This window comes from Polaromonas eurypsychrophila (assembly GCF_014641715.1).
Taxonomy (GTDB): domain Bacteria; phylum Pseudomonadota; class Gammaproteobacteria; order Burkholderiales; family Burkholderiaceae_C; genus Polaromonas; species Polaromonas eurypsychrophila.
Genome location: NZ_BMIG01000019.1, coordinates 35,944 through 60,977, shown reverse-complemented (window position 1 = coordinate 60,977; position 25,034 = coordinate 35,944). Strand labels below are relative to the sequence as shown.

General features: G+C 61.2%; 25 protein-coding genes, 1 pseudogene and 1 other annotated feature. Of the genes and pseudogenes, 6 read left to right on the top strand and 20 right to left on the bottom strand.

The features are described from left to right. Positions 1–17: 17 nt before the first annotated feature. The 7 genes and pseudogenes from IEX16_RS18720 to IEX16_RS18690 form a co-directional block, all read right to left on the bottom strand. A complete protein-coding gene (locus IEX16_RS18720; RefSeq protein ID WP_188710005.1) occupies positions 18–242 on the bottom strand; it encodes a hypothetical protein in 225 nt (74 codons plus the stop codon). Continuing rightward, positions 242–907: pseudogene (locus IEX16_RS18715) on the bottom strand (IS1595 family transposase); the annotation flags it as partial. The gene IEX16_RS18720 and the pseudogene IEX16_RS18715, both read right to left, overlap by 1 nt. After that, a protein-coding gene (locus tag IEX16_RS18710; RefSeq protein WP_229676435.1) for an IS3 family transposase occupies positions 897–2,149 on the bottom strand; the annotation gives its coding sequence in 2 pieces (ribosomal slippage) (positions 897–1,861 and positions 1,861–2,149; 1,254 coding nt in all). The gene IEX16_RS18710 and the pseudogene IEX16_RS18715, both read right to left, overlap by 11 nt. After that, positions 1,755–1,871, bottom strand: a sequence feature (AL1L pseudoknot). Its footprint overlaps the gene before it by 117 nt. Positions 2,150–2,161: 12 nt before the next feature. Further along, complete coding sequence (locus IEX16_RS18705; RefSeq protein WP_229676434.1) at positions 2,162–2,530, bottom strand: type IIL restriction-modification enzyme MmeI; 369 nt, start codon at positions 2,528–2,530, stop codon at positions 2,162–2,164. A gap of 136 nt (positions 2,531–2,666) precedes the next feature. Further along, positions 2,667–3,080 carry a type II toxin-antitoxin system VapC family toxin gene (locus tag IEX16_RS18700; RefSeq protein WP_229676433.1) on the bottom strand — a complete coding sequence of 138 codons (414 nt, stop codon included), beginning with the start codon at positions 3,078–3,080 and terminating at the stop codon, positions 2,667–2,669. Beyond that, positions 3,077–3,328 (bottom strand): antitoxin, encoded by a 252-nt coding sequence (locus IEX16_RS18695; RefSeq protein WP_188710001.1) that lies wholly within the window; start codon positions 3,326–3,328, stop codon positions 3,077–3,079. The genes IEX16_RS18700 and IEX16_RS18695 overlap by 4 nt, the downstream gene beginning before the upstream one ends. Positions 3,329–3,395: 67 nt before the next feature. After that, positions 3,396–4,031, bottom strand: coding sequence for a glutathione S-transferase family protein (locus tag IEX16_RS18690; protein WP_188709999.1), 636 nt, complete (start codon positions 4,029–4,031; stop codon positions 3,396–3,398). A gap of 470 nt (positions 4,032–4,501) precedes the next feature. Here IEX16_RS18690 and IEX16_RS18685 point away from each other — a divergent pair, with 470 nt between their 5' ends. Beyond that, positions 4,502–6,043, top strand: coding sequence for a glycine betaine ABC transporter substrate-binding protein (locus IEX16_RS18685; protein ID WP_188709998.1), 1,542 nt, complete (start codon positions 4,502–4,504; stop codon positions 6,041–6,043). Between the two features lie 209 nt (positions 6,044–6,252). On the opposite strand, the gene IEX16_RS18680 is transcribed toward IEX16_RS18685, so the two are convergent. From IEX16_RS18680 to IEX16_RS18630, 11 genes are all read right to left on the bottom strand, one after another. Then, positions 6,253–7,221, bottom strand: coding sequence for a TRAP transporter substrate-binding protein (locus IEX16_RS18680; RefSeq protein ID WP_188709997.1), 969 nt, complete (start codon positions 7,219–7,221; stop codon positions 6,253–6,255). A 110-nt stretch (positions 7,222–7,331) separates the two neighbouring features. Further along, positions 7,332–8,309, bottom strand: a complete 978-nt coding sequence (locus tag IEX16_RS18675; RefSeq protein ID WP_188709996.1) for a Bug family tripartite tricarboxylate transporter substrate binding protein — start codon at positions 8,307–8,309, stop codon at positions 7,332–7,334. Positions 8,310–8,351: 42 nt separating this feature from the next. Next, complete coding sequence (gene glxR, locus IEX16_RS18670) at positions 8,352–9,248, bottom strand: 2-hydroxy-3-oxopropionate reductase (RefSeq protein WP_188709995.1); 897 nt, start codon at positions 9,246–9,248, stop codon at positions 8,352–8,354. A 227-nt stretch (positions 9,249–9,475) separates the two neighbouring features. Continuing rightward, on the bottom strand, positions 9,476–10,258 hold the full coding sequence (gene garL / locus IEX16_RS18665) for a 2-dehydro-3-deoxyglucarate aldolase (protein WP_188709994.1): 783 nt from the start codon (positions 10,256–10,258) through the stop codon (positions 9,476–9,478). A 68-nt stretch (positions 10,259–10,326) separates the two neighbouring features. Continuing rightward, positions 10,327–11,916, bottom strand: coding sequence for a galactarate dehydratase (gene garD, locus IEX16_RS18660; protein ID WP_188709993.1), 1,590 nt, complete (start codon positions 11,914–11,916; stop codon positions 10,327–10,329). Continuing rightward, the gene (locus IEX16_RS18655; RefSeq protein ID WP_188709992.1) at positions 11,916–13,007 is read right to left on the bottom strand and encodes a lactonase family protein; all 1,092 of its coding nucleotides are present in this window, start codon (positions 13,005–13,007) and stop codon (positions 11,916–11,918) included. The genes garD and IEX16_RS18655 overlap by 1 nt, the downstream gene beginning before the upstream one ends. A gap of 32 nt (positions 13,008–13,039) precedes the next feature. Beyond that, positions 13,040–14,335 (bottom strand): TRAP transporter large permease, encoded by a 1,296-nt coding sequence (locus tag IEX16_RS18650; protein ID WP_188709991.1) that lies wholly within the window; start codon positions 14,333–14,335, stop codon positions 13,040–13,042. Next, a complete protein-coding gene (locus IEX16_RS18645; protein WP_188710040.1) occupies positions 14,326–14,772 on the bottom strand; it encodes a TRAP transporter small permease in 447 nt (148 codons plus the stop codon). Before IEX16_RS18645 ends, IEX16_RS18650 begins: the two co-directional genes overlap by 10 nt. 115 nt (positions 14,773–14,887) lie before the next feature. After that, a complete protein-coding gene (locus IEX16_RS18640; RefSeq protein WP_188709990.1) occupies positions 14,888–15,862 on the bottom strand; it encodes a TRAP transporter substrate-binding protein in 975 nt (324 codons plus the stop codon). Between the two features lie 36 nt (positions 15,863–15,898). Further along, entirely contained in the window at positions 15,899–16,792 is an 894-nt protein-coding gene (locus tag IEX16_RS18635; RefSeq protein ID WP_188709989.1) for an SMP-30/gluconolactonase/LRE family protein, read from the bottom strand. Positions 16,793–16,796: 4 nt separating this feature from the next. After that, the gene (locus tag IEX16_RS18630; protein WP_188709988.1) at positions 16,797–17,606 is read right to left on the bottom strand and encodes an NAD-dependent epimerase/dehydratase family protein; all 810 of its coding nucleotides are present in this window, start codon (positions 17,604–17,606) and stop codon (positions 16,797–16,799) included. Positions 17,607–17,792: 186 nt separating this feature from the next. Here IEX16_RS18630 and IEX16_RS18625 point away from each other — a divergent pair, with 186 nt between their 5' ends. The 4 genes from IEX16_RS18625 to IEX16_RS18610 all read left to right on the top strand — a co-directional run bounded on the left by IEX16_RS18625 (position 17,793) and on the right by IEX16_RS18610 (position 21,385). Beyond that, on the top strand, positions 17,793–18,557 hold the full coding sequence (locus IEX16_RS18625) for a FadR/GntR family transcriptional regulator (RefSeq protein WP_229676432.1): 765 nt from the start codon (positions 17,793–17,795) through the stop codon (positions 18,555–18,557). Positions 18,558–18,730: 173 nt separating this feature from the next. Continuing rightward, positions 18,731–19,720 carry a Bug family tripartite tricarboxylate transporter substrate binding protein gene (locus IEX16_RS18620; RefSeq protein WP_188709987.1) on the top strand — a complete coding sequence of 330 codons (990 nt, stop codon included), beginning with the start codon at positions 18,731–18,733 and terminating at the stop codon, positions 19,718–19,720. Next, positions 19,713–20,753, top strand: a complete 1,041-nt coding sequence (locus IEX16_RS18615; protein WP_229676431.1) for a Gfo/Idh/MocA family protein — start codon at positions 19,713–19,715, stop codon at positions 20,751–20,753. The genes IEX16_RS18620 and IEX16_RS18615 overlap by 8 nt, the downstream gene beginning before the upstream one ends. 14 nt (positions 20,754–20,767) lie before the next feature. Next, entirely contained in the window at positions 20,768–21,385 is a 618-nt protein-coding gene (locus tag IEX16_RS18610; RefSeq protein ID WP_188709986.1) for a 2-hydroxychromene-2-carboxylate isomerase, read from the top strand. A 9-nt stretch (positions 21,386–21,394) separates the two neighbouring features. Here the strand turns inward: IEX16_RS18610 and IEX16_RS18605 are convergent, their stop codons facing one another. Beyond that, positions 21,395–23,236, bottom strand: coding sequence for an AMP-binding protein (locus IEX16_RS18605; RefSeq protein ID WP_229676430.1), 1,842 nt, complete (start codon positions 23,234–23,236; stop codon positions 21,395–21,397). Next, entirely contained in the window at positions 23,233–24,111 is an 879-nt protein-coding gene (locus tag IEX16_RS18600; RefSeq protein ID WP_188709985.1) for an amidohydrolase family protein, read from the bottom strand. The genes IEX16_RS18605 and IEX16_RS18600 overlap by 4 nt, the downstream gene beginning before the upstream one ends. 123 nt (positions 24,112–24,234) lie before the next feature. Here IEX16_RS18600 and IEX16_RS18595 point away from each other — a divergent pair, with 123 nt between their 5' ends. Then, positions 24,235–25,029 (top strand): crotonase/enoyl-CoA hydratase family protein, encoded by a 795-nt coding sequence (locus IEX16_RS18595; protein WP_188709984.1) that lies wholly within the window; start codon positions 24,235–24,237, stop codon positions 25,027–25,029. Positions 25,030–25,034: the final 5 nt, after the last annotated feature.

The window sequence follows — 25,034 nt, the reverse complement described above, 5'->3', positions numbered from 1 at the left end:
ACCGTACGCATCATGAGCTATCGGTCACTGCCACTTTTCTTGCTGCTCACCTTCATGGTGCCAGCGTCTTTCTTCGGTGTCAAGGTGCCTGTTGCGCCCTGCACAAAACCCATGGCTCGCATAAATTCGGAGCCATCAACACCATCACCAACCAATTCCGCAGCCGTCCTGAGGAAGGCTGCGGATTGTTTTGAATCATCGGGCGGCACATCACCGCTTTCTTTTTCGGTGTTTGTTTTCATCAATGAGCCATTTGATACATGAGCCGCTTGCCCTTAACCCCCAAGAGCAGCGACTCGGCGCGCATTGTGTCCGTAATGCCCAATGCAGCGCAATTGGAATACCTGAAGTCAAATTCAGCAAGATAGCGGTTCAGATGGTTGTGACCGCAATGCTGGTACACACCCTTCATGCCACGCTTGAACACCGAGAAGAAGCCTTCAATGGTGTTGGTGTGGATGGTCTTATCAATCTTGGACACGTACTCGCCCTTGCTGTGATGCGTTTACCCGTGGCCGCCATTGAACAGACGACCCACTACGCCGTAGTGAGGGGCCTCATCGGTCATAACACGCGCCTCGCGGGCAATGTTGGCCTCCAAGATCGGAATGATCGTGGTGCCCTTCATGTCGTCAATCACGATTGAGCGTGAACGCCCCGTGTCGCGATCCACCAGCGAGAGAACCTTATTCTTGTGAGCGTATCCCCGGCCCTTGCGTTCGCCCTTGGGCTTGACGGTCTTGTCATGGCCGATAAATGTTTCATCCACTTCCATAACACCACCACCGGAACCGAACACTTGCAGGCCGTTATCACGCATCGCTTCGCGGACACGGTGAGACATAAACCATGCCGACTTCAGGCTGACCCCAAGAGTACGGTGAATCGCCCCGGGTTTAGTGGAGGCCCGTTGGGTTAAGTAAGACCGACATGACGGCCTGACTGGCTAATTGTCGATAGTAATTTTCTTCAGCTTCGGCAGGGGGAATGTATCCGATGGGCTCCAGCAGTCGGTGGTGGTTAAACCAGGACACCCATTCAAGCGTAGCAAGTTCCAGTGACTCCTTGGTCTTCCAAGGCGCCCGGCGGTGAATTAATTCGGTCTTGTACAGGCCGTTGATGGTTTCAGCCAAAGCGTTGTCATAACTGTCGCCTTTGCTGCCCACAGAGGGCTCAATGCCTGCTTCGGCCAGACGTTCGCTGTACCGAATGGATACATATTGCGAACCCCTGTCGCTGTGGTGAATCAAGGCATCGCAACGTCCGGGTTGGCGGTCACACAAGGCTTGCTCCAGTGCATCCAGCACGAAGTCTGTTCGCATGGAACTGCTCTGGCGCCAGCCCACAATTCGGCGAGCGTAGACGTCAATCACAAAGGCCACGTATTGCCAGCCCTGCCAGGTCGAGACATACGTGAAGTCCGACACCCATAGCTGATTGGGCCGATCGGCCTTGAACTGTCGATTGACCCGATCCAGTGGGCGGGCAGCGGTCATATCCCCTATGGTCGTGCGCACTACCTTGCCACGGCGCACACCACGCAAGCCCAAGCTTCGCATCAACCGCTCGACCGTGCAGCGTGCTACCGCCATACCTTCGCGCCTCATCTGTTTGCAGACCTTGTCGGCACCATAGACCCGCATATTGGCCTGCCAGACCCTCTGGATCTCCGGCTTGAGGGTGTCGTCCGTCTTGGCGCGTGCGCAGCGCAAATCAGGGTCACGCCGCTGGGCCGCATGACGGCGATAGCCTGACGGGGCAATCTGCAGAACTTTGCAGATCGGCTCGACCCCGTAGGTGTGGCGATGCTGGTCGATGAAGTCTCTCAGGACTTGAGTCGGCGGTCGAGCTCCGCCGATGCAAAAAAAGCACTCGCCAGCTTAAGAATCTCGTTGGCCCGGCGCAGTTCCTTGACCTCGCGCTCCAGCTCCTTCACACGCTGCGCCTCTGCGGTAGTAACGCCGTCGCGCATGCCGGCATCGACCTCTACGCGCTTGACCCATTCATTGAGCGTCTGCGGCACGCAGCCAATCTTGGGTGCGATGGATTCAATGGCCGCCCACAGCGAGGGATACTCGCCTCGGTGCTCCTGCACCATGCGCACTGCGCGTTCCCGAACCTCGGGTGAAAACTTGTTTGACTTCTTCATGGCTCAATCCTCTCAGAGATTTGAGCCCCTCAAAATACGGGGCGATTCAATTATGATTTGGGGCAGATCACGCTCGGCAATGCCCGAAAAATAAGACAGCGCCTGCGTAAGCGCTGCGTCCAGGTTTTTGCCGCGCGACTTCTGCTCAACCAGCAGCATGCCGGGCCAGAACAAGTCCACAAATCCATCGACCTTCGCCTTGTCACCCAACAGCTTTCTGACGGCGTGCTCAAAGGTGGCCACACGTTTGTCGGTGATGCCGAAAATCTCGAAAAAATCAATCCAGAACGGTTTGCCCTGACTGTCTTCGTTGGCGGCGTCGGCCCAAGTGCGGCTGAAGGTCAGCGCGCGGGATTTGATTTCGTTCCAGCTTAAAGGCACGGTTAAGAGCTTCCTCTGCGCGACGCGTTGTTTTGAAGTGCGACGAGGGAGACGCCGGCTTTTACGATTTCCCCTCTGCGGGCATTCTAGGCGAGCCTCTACTGTGAGGCACCCCTCATTCGATCTGTCGCACGAGCTACCAAACCTCCAGCTTCAAGCGATACGTCGACCCCGCAGGCACTTGGGCAAATGCCTTGTCACGGCTGACCAGGGTTGCGTCCACCGCGACGGCGTGGGCGGCGATCGTCATGTCGAAGTCGCTCAGGTTGATGCCCTGGATTTCAAGGGTGGCGCACATGGCACCGTAGCAAGTGGCGGCGGCTTCATCCCACGGCAGAACATCCATGCGCAGCAGCACCTGGGTCATGGCGTCTCTCAATCGCGGCGGCTGCCCTTTGCGGTGCAGGCCGTACTCCAGCTCTGCCAGGGTGATGCTGGACATCACTACCTGCCCCACAGGCAAAGCCGTGAGGCGCGCCAGCAGCGCCGCGTCCCGCCCCTGCATGATGTGGCTGACCACATTGGTATCCAGCATGTAGCGCTGGCTCATTCCTCCACGCCCTCAAAGGGATCACGTCGCGTGCGGGTCTGACGGCGTTCGATCAGCAGGTCATCGTCCTTGTTCTGCGCAACCGCGTCGAGCAGGCCTTGCCAGTCAGTCGGTTTACGTGACAGCACCACGTCGCCGGTGACAGGGTCGTGGCGGATAAAGACTTCAGAAACGTCGAAACGGAACTCCAGCGGCAGGCGGACGGCTTGGCTGCGGCCGGTGGTAAATATCTTGGCGGTTTGGTGCATGGTGCGTGCCTCCTGAAGTGGTATCTACCACGGTACATACCGACAGCTTGACTGTCAAGCCCAAAGGTCAGATGCGCTTCAGTGCCACTGCGAACCCACGCGTCACGGCCGGCCGCGCCATCATCGCCGCATACCACCGCGCCACATTCGGAAAATCCGCCAGATCGATCTTGTGCCGCTCATGCCGCCAGACCCAGCCGACGATGGCGAAGTCGGCTATTGAAATTTCTTCGCCGGCGAAGAAGGCATGGTCGGCCAGGCGGCGGTCCATCACGCCGTAGAGGCGTTGGGTTTCGGCCATGAAGCGCTCCAGGCCGTAGCGGCGGTCGGCTTCGTTTGTCAAAGCAATGAAGTGGTGCACCTGGCCGGGCATGGGGCCGAAGCCGCCCATCTGGAACATCAGCCACTCCATGACCGCGACGCGAGCGCGCGGGTCTCTGGGCAGAAAGGTGCCGGTCTTTTCGGCCAGGTAGATCAGGATGGCGCCGGACTCGAAGACGCTGATGGCCTCACCCCCCGGGCCGTTGGTATCGATGATGGCGGGGATCTTGTTGTTGGGGCTGATCTTCAGGAAGTCGGGTGCGGTCTGCTCGCCCTTGGTGATGTCGACGACATGCACTTCGTAAGGCAGGCCCATTTCTTCAAGCGCGACGCTGATCTTGCGGCCGTTGGGGGTGTCGAAGGCGTAGAGCTGGATGGTCATGGGGGTTTGTTTGTTGGGTGGGTGTGTTTGGGTGGAATGCAGTCTGCCACAGGGATGGATTCGGGGCTTGGGGCGGGGTCGAGCAAAGGCGGGGTCGGGGGCATGGATCCCGGATCGGTGTCCGGGATGACACGGGGAAAGTCCGGGATGACAGGCTGGGCTGGGATGACCAGCCTTGTCATTGCGGGCCTGACCCGCAATCCATGCCCGCCCATCCGCGCCGCTGATTCATGTTGCATGGATCCCGGATCTGGTCCGGGATGACAGTCAGGGGGAAGTGTGACGGCCAGGAGGCGGGGATGACCTGCTCTGTCATTGCGGGTCTGACCCGCAATCCATGCCCGCCCACCCGCGCCGCTGGTTCATGTCGCATGGATCCCGGATTCCCGGATCAGGTCCGGGACAGGCTTGGTCCAGGATGACAAAACGGGTCGGTTGGCACGGGTGACTGGCGCGGCGATACTCGCTGCATGACGCCCCGCCGCCCTGCCCTCACCACCTGCATCGCCGTGTTGCTGGCCTTTGTCAGCAGCCTGGCCCTGGCCGCACCGCCTGCCAACGACACGCTGCGCATAGGCTCCAAACGTTTCACCGAGTCTTACATCCTGGCGCAGGTGCTGGCGCAGACGGCGGTGCCGCACACACCCACGCCGCCGTCGGTGCTGCAGGGCCTGGGCAACACGGCGATTGTTTATGAGGCGCTGCGGTCCGGCAGCATTGACATCTACCCGGAGTACGTGGGCACCATCAGCCTGGAGATTCTGAAAAACAAAACGCCGATGACGCTGCAGGCGATGAACACCGCGCTGGCGCCGCTGGGCCTGGGTCTGGCGGTGCCGCTGGGTTTTAACGACGGCTACGCGCTGGCCATGCGTGAAGACAATGCGCAGCGCCTGGGCATCACGTCACTGAGCGACCTGGCCAAACACCCGGCGCTCAAGCTGGGCCTGTCGAACGAATTCATAGGCCGGGCCGACGGCTGGAAGGGCCTGGCGCAGCAGTACGGCGCGGCGCAGGTGCCGGTGGCGCTGGACCACGGGCTGGCTTATGACGCGATTGCGCAAAAGCAGGTGGACGTGATCGACATCTACACCACCGACGCCAAGATTGGCCACCTGGGCCTGCGTGTGCTGGCGGACGACAAGGCCTACTTTCCGCGTTATGACGCGGTGCTGCTGTACCGGCTGGATGTGCCGCAGCGTTTTCCCAAAGCCTGGGCGGCGCTGCAAAAGCTGGAGGGCAGCATCAATGAGACCGCGATGATTGCGATGAACGCGCGGGCAGAGCTGAAAGGTGTGGCCTTTGACGTGATCGCCAGAGATCACATCACGGCGAAGGCAGGCGGAACAAGCGCGGCGGCAGGCACAGGTACCGATGCCGGCGAGCGCGGCTTCTGGGCCAAACTGTTTGGCCCCGACCTGGCGCGGCTGACACGCCAGCACCTGGCGCTGACCTTGATCTCGGTCGGCGGTGCAGCGCTGCTGGGCATTCCGCTGGCGGTGTGGGTGTTTCCGCACCCGCGCCTGCGCGCGCTGGTGCTGGGCGCCACCAGCCTGCTGCAAACCGTGCCCTCGCTGGCGTTGCTGGCCATGCTGATTTCTGTACTGGGCCTGATTGGGACTGTGCCGGCGCTGATTGCGCTGATGCTGTACGCGCTGCTGCCCATCATGCGCAACACCGTGACAGGCCTGGGCGAGGTCTCAAGCGGCCTGCGCCTGGCCGGGCAGGCGCTGGGCATGACGCCGGCCCAGCGCATGCGCGAGGTCGAGCTGCCGCTGGCGCTGCCCACCATCATTGCGGGTGTGCGCACCGCCATGTCGATTGCCATAGGCACGGCGACGATTGCCGCTTTCATCGGTGCCGGCGGTTATGGTGAACGCATTGTGACCGGCCTGGCGCTGAACGATCGCCAGTTGCTTCTGGCCGGCGCCCTGCCCGCCACGGTGCTGGCGCTGCTGAGCGAGGCGCTGTTTGAAGTGCTTGAGCGGGCACTGCAAAGGCGCAGGGCCTGAAGCGCGGGCTGCGCCCAAAGGTTTTTTAAGGGTTTTAGGCTTCCGGACCCTTAAACACGGGAACTTGCTACTATCAATACAGTAGCAAGCTCACTTTTTCTTATACGCCAAATCGCCAGTTTGCCCTTTAACGACGAGAATAGTTTGCTATTAACTTAATAGCATGCAGCATGACGATAAAGTCGCCCCACCGAAGTGGGGCAGCCGTTTTACTTGGCGATGATGGTCAGCAACTCTTCGCGTGTGGTCGGGTCGGCCATGTACTTGCCGTACAGCGGGCTCATGCGCCGCACCATGGGCGACACATCACGCGGTTTGACAAAAGTGGAGCCCTGCTTGGTCGTCAGTTCCAGAGCTGTCGCAACGCGGTTGGTCCACAGGGCGCGCATCAAGGTGGCAGACTTTTGCCCCGCTGCCGAGAAAGCTGCCTTGTCTTCGGTGCTGAGCTTGTCCCAGAGCTTGGTGGACACCACCAGCGCTTCGGCGGACACCACGTGGTTGGTGACAAACACGTTTTTTGCCACCTTGTAGTGGCCGGTTGATTCGTAAGACGGCATGTTGTTCTCGGCGCAGTCAACCTTGCCCTCTTGCAAGGCACCCAGCACGTCCTTGAAAGGCAGGGCCACCGGCTTGGCGTCCATCAGCTTGACCATCTCGATATAGATCTCGGACTGCTGCACGCGGATGTTGGCGCCCGACAGGTCTTTCAGGGTGTTGATGGGCTTGGCACAGTAGAAGGAGCGGCCCCCGCCGTCGTACCAGCCCAGCACCACAAAGCCGGCGGATTTCAGGTTGGCTGCAAAACGCTCGCCCAACTTGCCGTCCAGGTGGCGGAACATGTGGGCAGAGTCGGTAAACAAAAATGGCAGGTTGAGCACCTTGATGCCCGGCACCGCGTCAGACAAAGGGCCAGAGCTGAACTCGGCCAAATCAATCTCGCCGCTTTTGAGCATTTGCACCGCCTTGGGCTGATCGCCCAGAGAGCCGTTGGAGAAAATTTCGATCTGGTAGCGATTTTGCGTCGCCTTGCCTACCTGCTCGGCAAAGCTTTTCATGGCCTCGGTCACCGGATAACCGTCGGGGTGGATGTTCCAGGCCCTGAGTTTTGTCTGGGCTATGCCAGCACTGGCGCCGAGTGCCAGTGAAAGGCACAAGAGGGTTTTTGTAAATGTACGCATGTCTGTCTCCTGATTGATAAAAATGGGGCTCATCCAGCGGGTTTCACACGCGCCTCCCCAACGCTGCCACCCCGCCGGTGGCAACGCACTTGATTTGTTTTGGAATTCAGTCAGTCCAGCTTGATGCCGGCTTGCGCTACCACTTCAGCCCATCGCTTTCGCTCCTGGTTGAAAAATTGGTCTTGCTCAACAGGTTTCATGGTCACCACCTCTGCGCCCTGCCCGCTGAGCCTGGCGCGAATCTCCGGGCTGCGGATGATCTTGATCAGCTCGGTGTTCAGGCGGTTCACGATGGGCTGCGGCGTGCCGGCAGCGACCAGCACACCCTGCCAAGTGCCGGACTCAAAGCCGGTGATGCCTTGCTCCTGAAGGGTCGGCACATTGCCAATCAGCGGCATGCGTGTGGCTTTCGAGACGCCGAGAATCTTGAGCTGGCCGCTTTGCACAAAGGGCAGCGTGGCCAGCATGCCATTCATCAGCACCTGGGTCTGGCCGGCCACCGTGTCGTTGATGGCCTGCGCGCCGCCCTTGTAGGGGATGTATTGCCACTTCGCCTGGCTGGCACGCTCGACCGACACACCGGCCAGATGTGGTGCGCTGCCCATGGCGGTGACGGCGAAATTGAGCTGCTTTGTTTGCGACAGTGCCACCAGCTCTTTCAGGTTGTTGGCCGGCACCGAGGGGTGCACCACCAGCAAATGCGGCGAATAGGCCAGCATGGTGACGCCGCGCAGGTCTTTGCTCGGGTCGAACTGCAGCTTGGTGTAGACGGACGGGCTGATGGCCAGCGCGCCGGTGTCGCACAGCAGCAGCGTGTAGCCGTCGGGCGCGGACTTGGCGACCAGGTCGGCGCCGAGGTTGCCGTTAGCGCCTGCGCGGTTTTCAACAATGACGGGTTGTTTGAGCGCTTCCGACAGCGCCTGGCTGATGGAGCGGCCAATGATGTCCGACGAACCGCCCGGTGGGTAAGGCACGATCAGGCGAATCGGTTTGGACGGCCAGGCCTGGGTCTGCGCCTGGACGCCCGAAGCAGCGGCGAGGCCCAGGGCCACGGTGGATGCGAGAACCTTGCGGCGATTGAGGGTCATGTCTGTCTCCTTGAAAAAATCAAAAATTGAACGACTTGGCGATCAGGCCTTGGCGACTTCATGGCCGGCCATCAGTTCCAATGCACGCACCAGGGCGGAGTGGTCCAGGTCCTGCATGCCGTTGGCGCTGCAGACCTGCATCAGTTGCGCGGCGCTGGCAGTTTGCGGAAGCGCCACCCCGAGGCTGCGGGCGCCGGCCAGGGCCAGGCCCAGGTCTTTCTGGTGCAGGCCGATGCGAAAGCCCGGGTTGAAGGTGCGCTTGATCATGCGTTCACCATGCACTTCAAGAATGCGTGAGGCGGCAAACCCGCCCATCAGCGCCTGACGCACCTTGGCCGGGTCGGCGCCGGCCTTGCTGGCGAACAGCAGGGCCTCACCCACAGCGGCGATGTTGAGTGCCACGATGATCTGGTTGGCCACCTTGCAGGTCTGGCCGTCGCCGTTGCCGCCGACCAGGGTAATGTTTTTGCCCATCAGCTCAAACAGCGGTTTGACGCGCTCAAACGCGGCATCGGGCCCACCGATCATGATGGTCAGGCTGGCGGCCTTGGCGCCGACCTCGCCGCCGGAGACCGGCGCGTCCAGGTAGTCGCAGCCGAGCTCGTTGATCTTTTTGGCGAAGTCCTTGGTGTCCATGGGCGAAATCGAGCTCATGTCGACGACGGTCTTGCCTTTTGCGTTGCTCTTCAGGCCGGCGGCGACGCCCTTGTCACCGAACAATACCTTGGCCACATCGGGCGTGTCGGGCAGCATCATGAAAATGATGTCGGCCTTTTCAGCGACCTCTTGCGCCGAAGCGCAGGCCACGGCCTGGCCGGTCAGCAGCTCGGCGGGCACCTTGCTGCGGGTGGTGAGAAACACCTCATGGCCGGCCTTGACCAGATGGCCCGCCATCGGCGCGCCCATGATGCCCAGACCGATAAAACCCAGCTTGCTCATAAAAATACTCCTTGTTCAGTAAAAATTCTTGTGGCCAGAACCCGCGATTCAGAACGCGGAACCATGGATCCCTGATCGGGTCCGGGATGACAAATGACAAGACGAACTCTCCGTGCCCCGCATCCCTCGGTCTGTCATTGCGGGCCTCGACCCGCAATCCATGTCTGCGCACACCTTCGGTGGTTCATGCAGCATGGGTGCGGGCGACATAGCGGTGTCAGAAAAAATCAGGCGAGATACTTGTCACGCAGGGCCTGCGTGGCGGCACGGAACACGCCGAGGTCACTGCCGACGCCAACAAAAGTCGCACCCATCTCCATATAGCGGCGCGCGTCGGCTTCAACTGGCGCGAGAATGCCGACCGGTTTGCCATGGGCTTTGGAGTCGGCAAAGATGGCGGCGATGGCTGCCTGCACTTCCGGATGCCCGGCATTGCCGAGGTGGCCCAGGGCGGCGGCCAGATCGGACGGGCCGACGAAAAGGCTGTCCACACCGTCGATGGCTGCGATCTCGCGCGCCGCAGCAATCCCGGCGCGGCTTTCGATCTGCACCATCACGCAGATGTGGTCGTTGATGGACTTGAGGTAATCCGGCACGGTACCGTAGCGGTTGCTACGCTGGGACACCGAGACGCCGCGAATGCCCTGCGGCGGATATCGCGTGGCCGACACCGCGCTGGCAGCTTCTTCTGCGCTTTCGACAAAGGGGATCAGGAAGTTGTAGAAGCCGGCGTCGAGCAAACGCTTGAGTTCTACCGAGTTGTTGGACGTTGGGCGAACCACCGGCGCGCTGCGGCTGTCTTTCAGCGCCATCAGTTGCGGGATGTAGGTGGCCATGTCGTTGGGCGAATGTTCGCCATCGAGCAGTATCCAGTCAAAGCCGGCCACGCCCAGCACCTCTGTGGTGATGGCGTTGGACAGCGAGGACCAGCAGCCGATCAGCTTTTTGCCGGCCAGCAGGTCGCGCTTCAGGCTGTTGGGAAAGGACTGGTAAGAGGTGGTTTGTGTCATGGGTGCTCGCTTGTAAATATCGGGGCAGTGAAGGGAAGACGCTGCGCCTGCAGCGGCTTCCGGCGGATTTATGTCACGGGTGCCGGGTTGAACAGCACCAGCGCGTTGTGCAGCTTCCAGTGTTCGGCCCAGGTCTTCTTGCGGCCGCTGGCAACTTCCAGCATCAGGTGAAACATCTCCCAGCCAACGTCGGCGATGCTGGCCTCGCCATCAGCGATGCGGCCGGCGTTGATGTCCATCAGGTCGTGCCAGCGCCTGGCCAGGTCGCTGCGCGTGGCGACCTTGATCACCGGGCATTCGGCCAGGCCATAAGGTGTGCCGCGGCCCGTGGTGAAGACGTGCAGGTTCATGCCGGCGGCAAGCTGCAGCGTGCCGCAGATGAAGTCGCTGGCCGGTGTGGCCGCATAGATCAGGCCCTTCTGTTTGAGCTTTTCGCCGGGTCCCAGCACACCGCTGATGGGTGAGCTGCCCGACTTGACGATGGAGCCCATGGCTTTTTCGACGATGTTGGACAGGCCGCCCTTTTTATTGCCGGGCGTGGTGTTGGCGCTGCGGTCGACAAGGCCTTTTTGCAAATAGGCGTCGTACCAGGCCATCTCGCGGATCATGGCCTGCGCGACTTCGGGCGTGGTCGCGCGTGAGGTGAGCTGGTCGATACCGTCGCGCACCTCGGTGGTTTCAGAAAACATCACGCTGGCGCCGGCGCGCACCAGCAGATCGGTGCAAAAACCGACCGCCGGATTGGCAGTGACGCCGGAAAACGCGTCGCTGCCGCCGCATTGCACACCGACCACCAGCTCGCTGGCGGACACGGTCTCGCGGCGGCGCGCGTCGAGCTTTTCAAGGTGCAGCACGGCGGCTTGCATGATGGCGTCGATCATTGACATGAAGCCGACATGGTTTTCGGACTGCAGGCAGACCACGTCGAGAGATGGGTCCACTTGCACTTCCCCGCCGGCGGGGACATCGCGCTGGTCGACAATCGGAATAGAGCCCGGCGGCAGCAGCCGCTCGGGCTGCAGCTTCTCGCAACCGAGGCTCACCACCATGACTTCGCCGCCGAAATTGGGGTTCAGGCTGATGTTGCGCAGCGTGCGTATCGGGATGATGGCGTCGGGCGCGTCGATGGCCACGCCGCATCCATAAGTGTGTTCAAGACCCACCACGTCATCGACGTTGGGAAATTTCGGCAGCAGCTCGGCCTTGATGCGCTGGACGGCAAAGTCCACCACGCCGGCCACACACTGCACCGTGGTGGTGATGGCCAGGATGTTGCGGGTGCCGACCGAACCGTCGGCATTGCGGTAACCCTCGAAGGTGTAACCCTCCAGCGGGTCTTGCGCAGGCGGCTTGACGGTGGCGATAGGCAAGCCTTCGAGGCCACGGGCCGCCGGCATTTCCAGCAGGCGCTCGTGCACCCAGCTCCCGGCGGGAATGTCTTTTAGCGCATAACCGATGGGCACGTTGTAACGCCGCACCGCCGTGCCGTGGGGCAAATCGACCAGTGCCACCTTGTGGCCTTGCGGAATGCGATCAACCAGCACCAGACCATCGGCAAACACGGCGCCCGGCAACAAGCCGCCGTCGTTGGCGACAATGGCCACGTTGTCCGCATCATGCATGCGGATGGAGATGGGCTGGCGTGTCTCAGCGATCATCAGAAGTCGACAATTTCGACCCAGTTCGGGTTTTTACCAGCGGGCTGGCTCTTGCCCGCACCGGGCAGGCCGGTGGCGCTGTCAATCGCATGCAGCGAGACGCCGTGCGACTCCTGCCCGGCGGCGACCAAGAAGCGCCCGCTGGAATCCAAGGCGAAGCCACGTGGCGTCTTCTCGGTCGGGGTCTGACCCACAACCTGCAGCCGCCCGGTGGCGCCATCGACTTTGAAGGTGGTCAGGGTGCTGGAGGTGCGTTCCGAACCGTAGAGGAACTTTCCGTCGGGTGCGATCTGCAGGTCGGCCGCCCAGACCTTGCCGGAAAAGCCCGGCGGCACCACCGTGCTGCGCTGCAGGTGGCTCATGCCACCCCTGGCGCCGTCATAAGCAAACACATCCACGCCACCGTCAAGTTCATTGAGCAGGTACACATACTTCTGCGCCTTGTCCCAAAGAAAGTGGCGCGGTCCGGTTTTGGCCGGAGACACATTCACCAGCGGCGGCTCGTTGGCGCTTAGCATGCCGCTGGCCGGATCAAACTTCCAGCTCGACAGGTTGTCGCCGCCCAGGCTGGTGGCAAATACATAACGGCCGGAGGCATCGGCATGGATGGCATGCGCATTCGGCGCGGTACGTATCAGTTGCTGCACCGCGCCCACCAGGCCATCGTTGCCAATGCTGTTGACGGTGATCTTGTTGCCGCCATAAGAGGCGGCGAACAGCCACTTGCCGGTTGGGTCCAGGTCGATGTTGGCCATGCTGTCGGCCAGCGCCGCCTCACCCAGCTTCTTGAGCCCGCCGGTGTTGCTGTCAATGGCAAAGGTGGTGACGCGAAACGGTTGGGAGCGGCTCGCTATATACAGGAATTTCTTGTCGCGGCTCACCACCATGGGCATGACGGTGCCGCCCACCGGCACCGTGGCCACCGGCTTGAGCTGACTCGCTGCACGGTCCAGCTGAAACACCGAGATGTCCTGGCTGTCGGCGTTGGCCGCGTAAACCCAAGTGGCCGCGTTGCTGACGCCCGCTGCAACCACAGCGGCAGCAAACACCGCTGGCATCAGCCCCCGTCGCAATGAAGTTCCTGTTGTCATGGGAAGCCCCCGTTGTGATGATGCAAAAATCTCTACTTGCCCATGATCAGGTTTGGCAACCAAAGCGACACAGCGGGGACGTAAGTCACCAACATCAGCGCGGCAATCAGGGCGCCATAAAACGGCCAGATGGACTTCATCACGTCACTGACCGAGATGCCCGCGATGGCACACCCCACAAACTGGGTGGTACCCACAGGCGGCGTGTTCAGGCCCAGCGCGCAGTTAATCAGAATCATCACGCCAAACTGCGTTGGGTCCATGCCGTATTGCTGGGCGATGGGCAAGAAAACCGGCGTGCAGATCAGCAAGGTGGGCGCCATGTCCAGAAAAGTGCCCAGCACAAACAGCATCAGGTTGATCATCAAAAAGATCATCCAGGGCGTCTGGGTGATAGAACTCATCAATTCACCGGTGCGCTGCGGCACGTCATACAGGGCAAGGAAGTAGCCGAAAGCCGATGAAATGCCGATCAGCAGCAGCACCACGCCGGTGGTCTTGCAGGCCTTGGCGCAGGACTTGATGAAGTCCTTCCAGGACAGCGAGCGGTAAACCACAATGGTGACGATCAATGCCCACAACACCGCCGTGGCGGCTGATTCGGTGGCGGTGAAGACGCCGGACAAAATGCCGACCAGGATGATGGCAATGATCAGCAAGCCAGGCAGGGCCACGGCAAAACTACGCGCCACTTCTACCCAGCCGGCAAACTTGCCGTGTGTGGGATAACCACGTTTCACCGCCACACCATAGGCCGCGGCCAGGTTCAGCAGCGTCAGGATCAGCGCAGGAATCAGGCAGGCCATGATCATGCCGAGCACACTGACCGAGGCCAGGCCAGCAGTGGCCAGGGTGAACAAAATGATGTTGTGGCTGGTCGGCATCAGGGCACCCACCAGCGAGGCGTGGGTGGTGACGTTGACCGCATAGTCGGCGTCGTAGCCTTCCTTCTTCATGAGCGGAATCATGACCGAGCCCATGGCCGACACGTCGGCCAGCGGCGAGCCAGCCACGCCACCGAACAAGGTGCAGCCGACCACGTTGGACATGCCCAGACCACCACGCACGTGGCCAACCAGGCTGTTGGCCAAGCGGACAATGCGGTCGGCAATGCCGCCATGCAGCATCAGCTCGCCAGCAAAAATGAAAAACGGAATGGCGAGAAAAGAAAACACCTGCATGCCGCCGACCATCTTCTGGAACACGACCGCAACCGGCAAACCGGCCACCATAATCGTCGCCACGGACGCCAAGCCCACCGCAAACGCCACCGGCACACCGATGAGCAGCAGCGCTGCAAAAGTCAAACCAAGGACAGTCAGTTCCATGCGGGAATCACCTCTTTGCCCTGCAGCAGGGCAATAATATGTTCGATAGAAAACAGGACGATCAGCACGCCGGCAATCACCAGCGGCAGAAAATCAAGGCCGGAAGGAACCGACAGCATGGGTTTTTTGTCGTTCCATTTCATGGTGGTCCACAACCAGCCGTTTTGCACCATGAGGGCGCCGAAGAGGCCCACCAGCAGGTGAATGACGATCTCCAGCTTCAGGCGGAATTTTTCAGGCAACAGACTCACAATCGAGTCCATGCCGATATGCCCTGCGTCGCGCACACCTACGGCCACGCCCAGCGCCGTGATGTACAGAACCAGCAGCAAGGCCAGGGCTTCAGCCCAGGTGGGGGTGTCGTTGAAAACGTAGCGGCCAACCACCTGGTATTGCACACAGGCGATCAGGACGATCAGCCCGGCCACCGCAAGCATCAGGCTGAGCTTGGACAACAGGGCGCAAAAGCGGGTATAAAAAAGCACGTGCGGCTCCGGTAAGGGGAACAACTTCCCGGCGGCGCGGCGCCGGGAAGTTCAGGAAACCAGGGATTTACTTGGTGTCCATCACGGCCTTGACCAGGCGCTTCATGTCGGGCGTGCCGGCAAACTTGTCATACACCGGTGTCATCGCGTCCTGGAAGGACTTTTTGTCGACTTCGACAATCTCCGTGCCGGCGGCTTTGACCATGTCCAGCTCTTTCTTCTCGTAGGCAGCCCATGCCTGGCGGTTGAAGGGGACCGACGCCTTGGCAGCGGCACGGACCATGTCCTGTTCTGCCTTGGGTAGCTTGTCCCAGATGAGCTTGGAAAAGAGCAGCACTTCTGGCGCCATCGAGTGTTCGGTCTTGTTGTAGTACTTGGCCGCCTCGAAATGGCGGAAGCCGGATCCGTAGGACGGGTAGTTGTTTTCAGCGGCGTCGACCAGGCCGGTCTTCAGCGCGGTCAACACCTCACCGGCCGGCATGGGCGTGGGGTTGGCACCCATGGCGGTGGCCACACCGACCCACAGGTCTGACTGCTGCACGCGAATTTTCATGCCCTTGGTGTCGGCAATCGATTTGACGGGTTTTTTGCTGTAAACCGAGCGTGAGCCGGAGTCGTAGTAGGCCAACAGGATGAAACCCTGAGCTTCGCAGTCTTTGGCGATCTCCTCGCCAATCGGGCCGTCCAGCACATTGTGCAGATGATCGACCGAGCGGAACAGGAAAGGCAGCACCGGAATATTCGTCTTGGCGCAGATGGAGTTCATCGGACTGATGTTGACGCGCGTCATGTCGAGCGCGCCAATCTTCACCTGGTCCACGGTTTCTTTTTCAGAGCCCAGGGCGCCCTTGTTGAAAACCTTGATCGAATGTTTGCCGCCGCTGGCCTTTTTCAGGTGTTCGCTCATGAACTTGACGGCGGTAACGGTGGGGTATTCCTCGCTGTTGTGGACGTCAGAGGAACGGAACTCAAGGGCCTGGCTGGCCATGGGAACCATTGCCAGTGCGGCAGCAACAGCAAACAGTGTCTTTTTAATCTTCATGTCATCCTCTGTAGTGGTGGTGGTTGGGAAACTTTTTTAAAGCGAACACGCGGCTTCGGGCAGTCCGCGCACGCCGGGGCGCAACGCAAACACACCGCCGGCCAGCGGCTGGTCAGACACATCGACTCCGTCGGGGCGAATCGATGTCACGAACAAGGTGTCGAGGCCGGCGCCGCCAAAGGCACACATGGCTGGCTTCTTGACGGGTACGGGCAAGGAGCGGTCCAGCTTGCCATCGGGTGTGAAGCGGTGCACCAGCCCGGCATCGTTGCCGCAAATCCAGTAACAACCGTCTTCATCCACGGCGGCGCCGTCGGGTCGGCCAGGCAGCGGATTCATGTCCACAAACACCCGGCGGTTTGACGGCGTTCCGGTGGAAGTGTCGTAATCAAAAGCCCAGATCATCTGCACCGAAGGGTGCGAGTCGGACAGGTACATGGTGCGGCCGTCGGGGCTGAAGCCCAGGCCGTTGGGTGTGATGAAGCCGTCCAGCATTTTTTCCACTGCGGTGCCTGGGTGAAAACGGTACAGGGCACCGGCCGGTGATGCCAGGCCCATGTTCATCACCATGGTGCCGGCCCAGAAGCGGCCCTGGCGGTCGCAGCGGCCGTCGTTGAAACGCATACCGGGCTGCGCATGGGTCACGCCGCCGAGCAGACGACTGGTTAGCTGGCCGCCGGACTGTGCCTGCAATTCAAAGATGCCGGTTTCCATGCCCGCCACCCAGCAGCCCGGTGCACCGCCCTGGGCAATACATGCCAGCATTTCAGACGTTTCCCAGTGGGTGACAGTGCCGTCTCCAGATTGCCAGCGGCACAGCTTGCGCGCAGGAATATCGACCCAGTACAAGGCCTGCTCGCCGCCATGCCAGACCGGGCTTTCGCCGGTGCCATTGCGACTGTCCACCAGCAGTTGTGCCTGAGTGCTCATCAGATCAATCCGCAAACGGGCCGGCCTTGACAAAACCGCCGCCCTGGAATTGCACGGCGGGATCGGTGAGGTCGGGTGCGGACGTGCGCGCATAGACCGCGTCGCGGAAGATGTCCGAGCTGTCCCTGGCGACGTAGCCGATGTGCCGGGCGCGGCTGTTGTCCCACCATGTCACCGCGTTGTCGGACATGCCGAACACAATGCTGTGGCCGAGAACCGGTGTCGTCAGGCAGGCCGTGATCAGGCGGTGCAGGTCGTCGAAGCTGAGCCAGGTGGCCAGCATGCGCCGGTCTTTAGGCTCGGGAAAGGAGGAGCCGATGCGCACGCAGGCGGTTTCAATACCGTAGCGGTCGAAATAGAAGCGCGACAGGTCTTCGCCAAAGGCCTTGCTGAGGCCGTACATGCCGTCCGGGCGTGCCGGCGCATCGGCGTTGATGGTTTCGCTCTGGCGGTAAAAGCCGGTGACGTGGTTGGAGCTGGCAAACACCACGCGTTTGACGCCATGTTTGCGCGCGGCTTCATACAGGTTGTACAGGCCCAGGATGTTGGCTTGCAGGATGGGGCCAAAGGGCCCCTCCACCGACACGCCGCCGAGATGGACGATGGCATCCACGCCCTGCACCATCGCGTCCACGGCTGCGGCATCGGCCAGGTCGGCAAGCATGATTTCTTCCTGGCTACCCGCATCGCCGAGGCTGACCCGGTCCGACAAGCGCAGGGTGGCACAGTTGGCCTTGAGCCGTTCGCGCAGGGCCTGGCCCAGGCCGCCGGCAGCACCGGTCAGCAGTAATTTTTCGTGAGCCTTGATAGTCATCTTTGTCTTTGAGGAAACTCTGCTGGCGCAAACACTGGACTTTTTCGTTAGGTTTGCTACAGTCGCTTTAATCGATCAACACATCAGTCATACGTTGTCTGATGACAAGGAATTCTAGTGACACCCTTTTAACTGTCAAGAGCTTTCTGCGGTCATCAAGGCAAACCCCTACTCCGAGTCAACCCGATGGAATCGAACCTGCTGCCTGCCCTTTCCGACGAAGCCCCGCGCATGCGGCGGCCGCGCGGGCTGGTAACTGAAATTGTCGAAAGCCTGGCGGCCAGCATCCGCGACGGACAGCTCAAGCCCGGTGACAAACTGCCGACCGAGGCCGAAATCATGGTCCGTTTCGACGTCAGCCGGACGGTGGTGCGTGAATCGATTTCCAAACTGCAGGCGTCCGGCCTGGTCGAAACACGGCACGGCATCGGCACGTTCGTGATCCTGAGCCGGGACGCTGGCAACTTCAAGATTGCGGCGGCCGACTTCGCCACGGTCAACGATGTGATTTCCGTGCTGGAGCTGCGCATCAGCCTTGAAACCGAGGCGGCAGGCCTGGCCGCCCAGAGGAGAAGCACGGAAAATCTGGAGGCCATGGCTACCGCGCTGCGGGCCTTTCAGGACTCCATCCACGCGGACTCCGACGCGGTGCCACCCGACTTCCAGTTTCATATGGAAGTGGCGCGTGCCACCGGCAACCGCCATTTTGAGGACCTGATGACCTACCTCGGCACCATGATCATCCCGCGCACACGTGTGAACACACCGCAAAGCGCGCCGGAAGGCCGACTGCTCTATCTACAGCGCGTCAACGGCGAGCACGAGAACATCTACAACGCCATCCGCAGCCAGGACCCGGAAGCGGCCAGGGCGGCGATGCGAACCCATTTGTCGAACAGCCGCGAGAGGCTGCGCAAGGGACAAACCCAGGACGCTTCAACCGGCATCTAAAGGCCAAGAGGCTGTTTTCATGGTGACAAGGGAATTCCCCCATGGGTGTTCACTAGTGCAGTTGTACGATAACTGATCTTTTCTGACCCCCTTTTCCCTGTTAGCCCGCGATGTCTTCGGTCAGGCCAAGACCGGTCAAGAACGGTTTTGCCTTCCATCATCCAGGAGACACCATGAAACGGCGCACCCTGATCCACTCTGCCGTCGCCCTCGCTCTTCCCCTTGCGCTGGGCACGGCCGCCCTGCCCGCCTGGGCCCAGGACAAATGGCCGGCCAAGAACATCACCTACCTGGTGCCCTTTCCGGCTGGCGGCACCACCGACATCCTGGCACGGCTGATCGCGCAAAAGCTAGGCACCACGCTGGGCACCACGCTCGTCATCGAGAACAAGGGCGGCGCGGGCGGCAGCATCGGTTCCGAACAGGGCTCGCGCGCGCCGGCCGATGGCTACACCCTGGTGGGCGGCACCGTCAGCTCGCATGCCATCAACGTCAGCCTGTATCCCAAGCTCGGTTATGACCCGGTCAAGTCTTTCACCCCCATCGTGCTGATCGGCTCCAACCCGGTGATTCTTGTCGTCGGTGAGAAAAGTCCCTACAAGACGCTGCAGGACGTGCTGGCCGCGGCCAAGGCCAAACCCAGGACCATTTCGTCCGCGTCGGCGGGCAGCGGCACCTCGCAGCACATGGCGCTGGAGATGCTGGGCTTCAAGTCGGGCACGCAGTTCATCCACGTGCCTTACAAGGGCAGCGGCCCGGCCATCTCGGACGTGATGAGCGGCCAGGTGGATATGATGTTCGACACCTCCGTGGTCGCAGCCCAGCACATCACCAGCGGCAAGTTGCGCGCGCTGGCCGTGAGTTCGTCCAAGCGCCTGGAAGCTTTCCCGAACGTACCTACCGTCGCAGAGTCCGGCGTTCCGGGCTTTGAAGTGACCTCATGGCAAGGCCTGTTCGTGCCGGCGGGCACGCCCAAACCTATCGTGGACAAGCTGCATGAAGAAGTCATGAAGATTCTGCAGACCGCAGAGTTCCAGGAGCGCCTCAAAGGCCTGGGCATGCAGGGCTCGACCATGACGCCAGCCCATGTGACCGAATTCCAGAAAAACGAAGTTGAAAAATGGGCACAGGTCATCAAGGTCGCCGGCATCAAGCTTGATTAAAGCGGTTCGCGGCGCGATGCGAATCGGGATGGTGGGCGCCGGGCAGGCCTCGGCGCCGCACCTGCAGAGCATCCGGGATCTGGACACTGAAGTGACACTGGCGCGCGTGGTGGCACGCAGCGCCGACAAGCTCGCGGCGCTGCACCTCCCCGCAGGAGCCGTCACCAGCACGCGGCTGGAAGATATTCTTGAGGACGCAACCATCGCGGCCGTGCTGGTGCTTACGCCGCCCAACAGCCACGGGGAAATCGTCGAGCGGATCGCGCGGGCCGGCAAACATGTGCTGGTCGAAAAACCGCTGGATGTCAGTTTGGAAAAAGCCGAGCAGATGGTGGCCATCTGTGAACAAAACGGCGTAAAACTGGCCGTGATGCTGCAGCACCGCATACGCGACGCCTCGCTGGCGCTGGCCCGGCTGATCCAGGACGGCAGTCTGGGGCCACTGCTCAGCGCGTCGGCCAGCATCCGCTGGTGGCGGCCGCAAACTTATTACAACGAGCCAGGCCGGGGCACCCTGGCGCGCGACGGCGGCGGCGTACTGATGACGCAGGCCATCCACACCCTCGACCTCATGCTGAGCCTGACCGGTATGCCCGACAGGGTGCTGGCCATGGCCGGCACCAGCCCTGCGCACCGCATGGAATGTGAAGACACCGTAGCGGCCGTGCTGCGTTACCCGAACGGGGCGATTGGCAATATCGATGCAACAACTGCGGCCTGGCCCGGTTTTCCGGAACGCATCGCGCTGAACTTCGCGCAGGGAAGCGCCACCTTGGAAGCCGGTGAGTTGCGCGCCGAACTGACGGATGGCCGCAAGATCCAGGTCGGAGTCCGGCAGGCAACGGGTTCAGGCGCCAACCCCATGGCTTTTGACCACGCGTTTCACCGCGCGGTGCTGCTGGATTTTGTGACGGCGATCCGCAGCCACACCGAGCCGGCCATCACAGGGCGTTCCGCCTTGCAAGTGCAGCGGCTGATCGCGGCCATGATGGAATCGTCCCATCGCGGAGCCGCCGTTTCCATCGCGTCCTGAGCTACGCTAGCGCAATGAGCACATCGTCCGCGCCCCTGCACTTCTACTTCGACTTCATCTCGCCCTTCGGCTACTTCGCTTCGCTGCGTATCGAGGAGATGGCTGCGCGGCATCGGCGCAGCGTTCAGTGGCATGCCATGTTGCTCGGTGTCTCGGTGCTCAAGGTCATGGGCCTCAAGCCCCTGCTCGATACGCCGCTCAAGGGCGACTACATCCGGCGCGATGCGCTGCGCTATATGCGATGTCATGGTTTGCAGATGCAACGCAAGCTCGACGACCCGGTGATGGACCCGCGCGCGGCAGGTCGCGCTTTTCACTGGGTCAAACAGCAACAGCCCGAACTTGCGGCGCCGCTGGCCCACGCGATCTACCATGCCTACTGGGCTGAAGGCCGCGACCTGTCAAGCGCCGAAGCCGTGGCATCTATCGCCTTGCCTGCGGGACTGGACAGGCAACGCCTGCAGGAAGGCATAAGCAGCCCGGAAGCTTCACAAGGACTGCGCAGCGCAGTCGACGCTTCGCTGAAAGCCGGCATTTTCGGCTCTCCCACCGTGGTGGTGGACGGCGAACCTTTTTGGGGCGTGGAAACCTTCGAGCTGCTGGAGCAGTGGCTGGCCAGCGGCGGCTGGTAGCGCCGACGGTCAGGCGGCGGTGAACACGAACTCCATCACGATGGCCATGGCCGCCAGCCGCTCGCGCAGGCGGCTTTCCAGCGCATGGCCGGGCGCAGATGCAAGCGTCACCACCGCCACCAAGCTGCCCTTGCGCTCCTCGCCCCGCACGCTTGCACCCTGCACGTCCACCAGCATCTCCGCAAGTTTGGTTTCCATAGCCAGCAGGCGCAACGCCGGCTTGTATATCTTGCCGATTGCGGTCAAAGGCATGACGTCAACAATGGTCACGCGTTTGGGTGTGGCGGGCCGCTCATAAACCTGCGGTGCGACCTCGGCCAGCAAGTCAGCAGGCTCACAGTGCATGCCTGGTTTGAGGGTGACAAAAGCAACCGGCAACTCGCCGGCGTAGGCGTCAGGCTCGCCGACCACCGCACACAGCGCCACCGCGGGATGAGCCAGAAAAGCATCTTCCACCAGGCCGGGGTCGATGTTGTGCGAACCGCGAATGATCACGTCCTTGGCGCGGCCTGTGATGTGGATGTAGCCTTGCACATCCAGATGACCGAGGTCGCCGGACACCAGCCAGGCACCTTCAAACATCCCCACATTGCGAGCCTTGTCGGTATACCCAGGACTCACATGCGGGCCGCGCAGCACGATGACACCGGTCTGCCCCGCACTGCAGTTTTCATGAAGTTGCGCCGCGCCATCGCGCCAGGGCACAGCGCGCACCTCGGTGTAAGGCAGGCGCAGCCCGGTGGAACCCGGCACGCGCGGTGCGGCTGCCGGCTCGATGGAAACAAGACCCGCGCACTCGGTCATGCCGAGGATGTTGCGCACCGGGATGCCGCATTTATTTTCAAACTGCTGCGCCAATTCTGTGGGCAGCGGCGAACCGCCGGTGTAGGCTACCCGCACCGAAGAAATATCCGCATCGACGGGCAGGTTCACCAGCGTCGCCAGGATGGTCGGCACACAGGCCAGCGCGGTCACCTGCTCACGCTCGCAGAACTTCCAGTAGTTTTTCTGAAAGTCGGAGTCGCGCATGCCGACCAGCGTGGGAAGCACCTGGGTCGCGCCTATGGCCAGCAGCGACAGACCGTAGACAAAAGCGCCAGCCACGTGAAACAGCGGAAAACCGTTGATCTCGACCGTCTGTTCGTCAAAGCCGTAAAAAAAGTGCGAGAACCACCCGGTGTGTGCCTCGTTGCCGTGTGTGTGTTGGGCCAGCTTGGGGGCGCCGGTGGTGCCGCCGGTATGAAAACAGGCGGCAATGCGGTCGGGCGTGAGCTTGGGTTCAAAAGCCAGCGTGTCGCTTTGCTGCCCGAGCAGATCCTGGAACACCAGCACATCGGGCGCGACATGATCGCCTACCCGAATCTGCAGCACCTGCACCGGATGCAGTGCCAGAACTTTATCCAGCGTCGGCCAGAGATTGAGTTTCTCGTTGGGGCCGAGCGCCACGATGACACAGGCCCCGGACGCCTTAAGCAAGGCGGCGATATGGTCGGGTTGCAGCAAATAGTTGATGGGACAGACCTTGCCTGCCACCTGCGCGCCCCACAGCGCGAATTGCGTTTCAGGAATGTTGGGCGCCAGGATCGCGACCGCATCATCTGGCCCAACACCGAGTGAGCGAAACAGATTCGCCGCGCGACGAATCTGCGACAGCAGTTCGCGGTAGCTCACACATTGCGGCTGCGCTTGCAAGTCGCCACTGGGCAAAAACCGAAACGCATCGCGCTTGCCAAAGCAGCGAGCGGCGTTTTCGATCAGTCCATAGGTTGTGCGTGCGGGAATGGCCTGGTCGTAAGGGATGCGCTCAAGCGCCGCTATGTCGGTCAGGCAGCGAAAAGCCATGTCATTCATGCAGCGGCAGTCTGCCCCAATCCGAGCAGACGCATCGCATTGCCCTTGAGGATGCCAGGCATCACTTCGGGCTTGAAACCCGCGTCTTCGAAATCCTTCATCCAGCGTTCTGGCGTGATCAGCGGGTAGTCGCTGCCGAATAACACGCGGTCCTTGAGCAGGGTGTTGGCGTACTGCACCAGTTGTTTCGGGAAGTACTTGGGACTCCAGCCCGACAGATCGATCCAGACATTGGGTTTGTGCGTGGCCACGCTGAGCGCCTCGTCCTGCCACGGAAAGCTCGGATGCGCCATGACGATCTGCATGTCGGGGAAATCAATCGCCACATCGTCGAGGTGCATGGGGTTGGAAAACTCCAGCCGCAAGCCGCCGCCGCAACGCATGCCGCTGCCGATGCCGCTGTGCCCGGTGTGAAAAATCGCAGGCAGCTTGTGGGCATTGATGACCTCGTAGATCGGCCAAGCCATCTTGTCATACGGGTGGAAGCCCTGCACCGTCGGGTGAAACTTGAAACCCTTGACACCGTGGTCTTTGATCAGCCGCTCGGCTTCGCGTGCACCCATTTTTCCCTTGTGCGGATCGATACTGGCAAAACACATCATCATGTCGCTATTTTTTTGCGCGGCCTCGGCAATCTCCTCGTTCGGGATGCGGCGTCGGCCCAGCTTGGATTCGCTGTCCACCGTGAACATCACCAGCCCAATCTTGCGTTCGCGGTAGTAGGCAATGGTCTCTTCAATCGTCGGTCGGCGGCTGTTCTTGAAGTACTTGTCGGCGGCACGGTCGTACTCCTCGCCGTAGTTGTCAAACGGGTTCCAGCAACTCACCTCGGCATGGGTGTGAATGTCGATCGCGATGAGATTTTTGTAGTCCATATTGGTCTCCTGACGCGCTTGCACTTTGTCAAGCATGCGGGTTAACACCGATAAATCAGCCCCAAAATCGGTTGAATTGGTTATCATTTATAACAATAATTCACTCACTTTGCAAACCCGACCATGACACTTACCTCCCACTCCAAAGACATCGAGCTCGAATTTTCTGGTGCCCAGCATGAGATTGCCGTGATCCGCCTGAGCCGTCCTGCCAAACGCAATGCGCTCAATGACAAGCTCATTCTGAGCCTGCGCAACGTCTTTGAAAACCTGCCGTCCAGCGTGCGCGCAGCCGTTGTGCACGGCGAGGGCAAACACTTCTGCGCCGGACTGGATCTGGGCGAGCTGCAGGAACGCGACGCGGGTCAGGGCATGCACCACTCGCGCATGTGGCACGCAGCGCTGGAGTGTGTCCAGCACGGTCCGGTGCCAGTGATTGCCGCGCTGCACGGTGCCGTCGTAGGCGGCGGTCTGGAACTGGCCAGCGCCTGCCACATCCGCGTGGCCGACGAGTCCACCTTTTACGCGCTGCCAGAGGGCTCGCGCGGCATTTTTGTCGGCGGCGGCGGCTCCGTCCGTATCCCCAAACTGGTGGGCGTTGCGCGCATGACCGACATGATGCTGACCGGCCGTGTCTACGACGCACAGGACGGCGAACGCGCGGGTTTTGCGCAGTACCTGGTGCCCGAGGGCCAGGCTTTGGCCAAAGCACTGGAGCTGGCAACACGCGTGGCACAAAACGCCCCCCTGACCAACTACGCACTGATGCATGCGTTGCCGCGGATAGCCGAGCAGCCCGCCGATCAGGGCTTTTTCACCGAATCACTGATGGCCGCCATTGCCCAAAGCGCGCCCGAAGCCAAACAACGGGTCCAGGCCTTCCTGGCGGGCAAAGCCAGCAAAGTAACCAAAAGCTGACAGCG

Bases quoted from the DNA above. Each gene is read 5' to 3' on its own strand.
- IEX16_RS18720 (WP_188710005.1), bottom strand. From the start codon at position 242: ATGAAAACAAACACCGAAAAAGAAAGCGGTGATGTGCCGCCCGATGAT.
- IEX16_RS18700 (WP_229676433.1), bottom strand. From the start codon at position 3,080: ATGAGCCAGCGCTACATGCTGGATACCAATGTGGTCAGCCACATCATG.
- IEX16_RS18695 (WP_188710001.1), bottom strand. From the start codon at position 3,328: ATGCACCAAACCGCCAAGATATTTACCACCGGCCGCAGCCAAGCCGTC.
- IEX16_RS18690 (WP_188709999.1), bottom strand. From the start codon at position 4,031: ATGACCATCCAGCTCTACGCCTTCGACACCCCCAACGGCCGCAAGATC.
- IEX16_RS18685 (WP_188709998.1), top strand. From the start codon at position 4,502: ATGACGCCCCGCCGCCCTGCCCTCACCACCTGCATCGCCGTGTTGCTG.
- IEX16_RS18680 (WP_188709997.1), bottom strand. From the start codon at position 7,221: ATGCGTACATTTACAAAAACCCTCTTGTGCCTTTCACTGGCACTCGGC.
- IEX16_RS18675 (WP_188709996.1), bottom strand. From the start codon at position 8,309: ATGACCCTCAATCGCCGCAAGGTTCTCGCATCCACCGTGGCCCTGGGC.
- glxR (WP_188709995.1), bottom strand. From the start codon at position 9,248: ATGAGCAAGCTGGGTTTTATCGGTCTGGGCATCATGGGCGCGCCGATG.
- garL (WP_188709994.1), bottom strand. From the start codon at position 10,258: ATGACACAAACCACCTCTTACCAGTCCTTTCCCAACAGCCTGAAGCGC.
- garD (WP_188709993.1), bottom strand. From the start codon at position 11,916: ATGATCGCTGAGACACGCCAGCCCATCTCCATCCGCATGCATGATGCG.
- IEX16_RS18655 (WP_188709992.1), bottom strand. From the start codon at position 13,007: ATGACAACAGGAACTTCATTGCGACGGGGGCTGATGCCAGCGGTGTTT.
- IEX16_RS18650 (WP_188709991.1), bottom strand. From the start codon at position 14,335: ATGGAACTGACTGTCCTTGGTTTGACTTTTGCAGCGCTGCTGCTCATC.
- IEX16_RS18645 (WP_188710040.1), bottom strand. From the start codon at position 14,772: ATGCTTGCGGTGGCCGGGCTGATCGTCCTGATCGCCTGTGTGCAATAC.
- IEX16_RS18640 (WP_188709990.1), bottom strand. From the start codon at position 15,862: ATGAAGATTAAAAAGACACTGTTTGCTGTTGCTGCCGCACTGGCAATG.
- IEX16_RS18635 (WP_188709989.1), bottom strand. From the start codon at position 16,792: ATGAGCACTCAGGCACAACTGCTGGTGGACAGTCGCAATGGCACCGGC.
- IEX16_RS18630 (WP_188709988.1), bottom strand. From the start codon at position 17,606: ATGACTATCAAGGCTCACGAAAAATTACTGCTGACCGGTGCTGCCGGC.
- IEX16_RS18625 (WP_229676432.1), top strand. From the start codon at position 17,793: ATGGAATCGAACCTGCTGCCTGCCCTTTCCGACGAAGCCCCGCGCATG.
- IEX16_RS18620 (WP_188709987.1), top strand. From the start codon at position 18,731: ATGAAACGGCGCACCCTGATCCACTCTGCCGTCGCCCTCGCTCTTCCC.
- IEX16_RS18610 (WP_188709986.1), top strand. From the start codon at position 20,768: ATGAGCACATCGTCCGCGCCCCTGCACTTCTACTTCGACTTCATCTCG.
- IEX16_RS18605 (WP_229676430.1), bottom strand. From the start codon at position 23,236: ATGAATGACATGGCTTTTCGCTGCCTGACCGACATAGCGGCGCTTGAG.
- IEX16_RS18600 (WP_188709985.1), bottom strand. From the start codon at position 24,111: ATGGACTACAAAAATCTCATCGCGATCGACATTCACACCCATGCCGAG.
- IEX16_RS18595 (WP_188709984.1), top strand. From the start codon at position 24,235: ATGACACTTACCTCCCACTCCAAAGACATCGAGCTCGAATTTTCTGGT.